The organism is Hymenobacter psychrotolerans DSM 18569, from assembly GCF_900142395.1.
GTDB lineage: Bacteria > Bacteroidota > Bacteroidia > Cytophagales > Hymenobacteraceae > Hymenobacter > Hymenobacter psychrotolerans.
This window is the reverse complement of the sequence record NZ_FRAS01000058.1, coordinates 1-2,797: the sequence shown is the minus strand read 5'-3', so window position 1 is coordinate 2,797 and position 2,797 is coordinate 1. Positions and strand designations below refer to the sequence as shown.

Below are 2,797 nucleotides of genomic sequence, written 5' to 3'. Positions count from 1 at the left end.
GAAGAAGCGGCTCCACCATGTCCCATAGCTCATCCGATACCAGTTGCTTTGCCATACCACCAGCATACGAAAACCGGTTTTGTTAGGTGCTCTTAAATGCCTCGGGTGTGTGGCGCGGCATCACCACCACGGCCCGCATACCGGCCCGGGCGCAGTAGGCCGCCATAGCCACCCCGGCATTGCCGGCCGTCGGGATAATGCAGCCCGTTACGCCCAGCTCTTTAGCCTTGGAAATGGCCATGCTCAGCCCGCGGGCCTTGAACGAGCCAGTGGGGTTCTGGCCTTCGTCCTTGAGTTGCAAATCCTGGAAACCGTAGCGCGCAGCCAGTCGGGGCAAGGTCAGCAGCGGCGTCCGGCCTTCGCCCAGCGTTACCCGGTTTGCCTCATCGAGCAGGGGTAGCAGGGCGGCATAGCGCCACATGGAGTTATCCTGGGACTGAATGCCGGCTACTTTGGCAAGGGGCTGGGCGCAGCAGTCGGAAACGCGCTGCAGGCTGAAGGCGGAGTACGGAGCGCGGCAGGCGGCGCAGTGCAGCTTTTGCAGGCGCGAGGTAGTAGCAAGAAGAGTGGACATAGCGTGGAGTTCAACGCAAAACTGCCCTTGGGTTATGCCTCCTACAAACGGCAAATTGGAATAGGCTATTCCTGTTTGGAATAGTAGCGCCGTGCGAATTGCACGAATTCCTTGTAAGGCAGATTGTTCTCAGTGCCTTTGCGCTGCACAAAATCGAAGTGGCGCACCAGGTTCAGGTCGCGGATGGGCACTTCCATCAGTTCCCCTGCTGCCAGCTCTTTCATGACAGATTGCCGGGGCAGAAACGCCAGGCAGGTATCTACCCGCACAAAGTTCTTCAAGGCCTCAGTGCCGCCCAGGCGCACTTTCACGGGCAAATCTATCAGCCTGATGCCTTTTTCTGCCAGGGCTTCTTCCAGAACCGCCAGGGTGCCGGAGCCCGTTTCGCGCAGGGCCACGGGCACCTGCCGCAGGTACTGGGCCTGCAGCTCGCGGCGGTGCAAAGAGTTGCGGCCGGAGCACACTGCTACTACCTCGTCGGTGAGCAGGGGCGTATAGGTAACGTTGCTGACTTTGTGAATCCCCTCGATGATGCCCAGGTCGACTTCATGTTCCAGCAGGGCCTTCAGAATATTCTCGGAGTTGCGGTTTTTGAGCGTGAACTGGGTATGCGGGTAGTGGCCCCAGATAGGCCGACAGCACCGGCGGAATTACGTAGAGCGAAATGGTAGTGCTGGCCCCAATGACCATGTGCACCTGCGGGGAAAACGTGGGGCTCAGCTCCGTGAATTCCTGATGCAGCTCGTGCTGCAGCTGCCGGGCCAGCAGCAGCTTGCGGTACAGCGGCTCACCGGCCGGCGTGAGCTGAATGCTGTTGCCCAACCGCTCAAACAAGCCCGTTTTGTAGTGCTCCTCCAGCGCTTTCACCTGCTTGCTCACTGCGGACTGACTCAGAAACAACGTCTGGGCCGCCTTCGTGAAGCTGAGCTGCCGGGCTACTTCCAGGAATATTTCGTGCGGGTGGGAAAGCAAGGCGGTGAATGTACGCGCCCGGCTGGGCTTTGAGCACAGCAGATGATAATACATACGTGCTGGAACGCCAGCTCCCACAACCCACTTCACGTATATTTACTATTCTGCCAAAAGCCCGCCGCCATGCCGCCTATCACCAGCCTTTCCCAGCTCGACCTCACCAAAACCTACACCTACGCCGACTACCTCACTTGGCAGCTTACGGAATGGGTGGAGCTCATCCGGGGCAAGGTGCGCCCCATGAGTCCGGCGCCGCAGTCCACTCACCAGACCATATCCTTTAATCTGAGCACCAGTATCGGTGTGGCTTTGCGCGGCAAATTGTGCCGGGGCTTTGCCGCGCCGTTTGATGTGCGCTTGAGTAAAATAACTCCCAATGGCGATGCTTCCATCGAAACCGTGGTACAGCCGGATTTGTGCGTAGTCTGTGACCTGAGTAAAATCGACAAGCGCGGCTGCGTGGGTGCCCCCGACTGGATTATCGAAATTCTGAGTCCCGGCAACTTCGCCCGCGACACCAAGGAAAAGTTCGACCTCTACGAGGAAAATGGGGTAGGCGAATATTGGATTGTTTCGCCCGGCGAGAAAAGCATAGCGGTGTACGTGCTCCAGGACGGCCGCTACCACGTGCGCGGCGAGTTCTACACACCCGGCCCCATCCCGCTGCACACCCTACCGGAATTTAGCATTGAGTGGACGGAGGTGTTTGAGGGAGCGTAGCTAATCTAGCCATTATCTGGGTGCCAGATTGCATAGCTTGAATCACCTGAGGATGCTATGAGTAGGATGCCACCTTCTGCCACATCACCTCCATCTGATAATTGCCAAGGTTCATAACCATCCTCAGAAGTGCCTATAATTCTAAACCACGAACCATCCTCAAAATGCACTTCTAAATCGGCATTAGTAGTGCACCAAGCATCTACAACGCGTTTTAGATTAACACTATTCATACCTAGCAGTATTCGCTCGTCCAGACTTAACTGCTCGTGCTGTTGAGGATAAAATATCATATCAGAACTTATGTAAAGCTCCATATCATCGGATCGGTCGTTTCTAAAGTGTATAAAATGCCCTTGATGCAACACGCCAAAGCTTTCTACACAAGCATTCACTAGCAGTGCCTTTATTATCTGATTAGCTGCTGCGGTAGCATTGAGGTGGTCCGATTACGCTGGACAGTTTAGGGCGTTAAGTGGAAGAAACTGTTGATGAGCGTGATACGGTGTCTGGTAGCCAATACTGGAGTGC

The 2,797-nt window shown here is 55.9% G+C and carries 5 protein-coding genes; 1 reads left to right on the top strand and 4 read right to left on the bottom strand.

Going from position 1 to position 2,797, the window contains the following annotated elements:
• Positions 1-82: 82 nt before the first annotated feature.
• The 3 genes from BUE15_RS21170 to BUE15_RS22440 form a co-directional block, all read right to left on the bottom strand.
• Positions 83-574 carry a pyridoxal-phosphate dependent enzyme gene (locus BUE15_RS21170; RefSeq protein ID WP_084549238.1) on the bottom strand — a complete coding sequence of 164 codons (492 nt, stop codon included), beginning with the start codon at positions 572-574 and terminating at the stop codon, positions 83-85.
• Between the two features lie 65 nt (positions 575-639).
• Entirely contained in the window at positions 640-1,134 is a 495-nt protein-coding gene (locus BUE15_RS22445) for a LysR substrate-binding domain-containing protein (RefSeq protein ID WP_244536002.1), read from the bottom strand.
• The gene (locus BUE15_RS22440) at positions 1,121-1,546 is read right to left on the bottom strand and encodes a LysR family transcriptional regulator (protein WP_244536001.1); all 426 of its coding nucleotides are present in this window, start codon (positions 1,544-1,546) and stop codon (positions 1,121-1,123) included. Before BUE15_RS22440 ends, BUE15_RS22445 begins: the two co-directional genes overlap by 14 nt.
• Positions 1,547-1,669: 123 nt before the next feature.
• On the opposite strand from BUE15_RS22440, the gene BUE15_RS21160 reads away from it, so the two are divergent.
• Positions 1,670-2,266, top strand: a complete 597-nt coding sequence (locus BUE15_RS21160; RefSeq protein ID WP_073289244.1) for a Uma2 family endonuclease — start codon at positions 1,670-1,672, stop codon at positions 2,264-2,266.
• Positions 2,267-2,271: 5 nt separating this feature from the next.
• Here the strand turns inward: BUE15_RS21160 and BUE15_RS21845 are convergent, their stop codons facing one another.
• Entirely contained in the window at positions 2,272-2,583 is a 312-nt protein-coding gene (locus tag BUE15_RS21845) for a hypothetical protein (RefSeq protein ID WP_211617701.1), read from the bottom strand.
• Between the last annotated feature and the right edge of the window lie 214 nt (positions 2,584-2,797).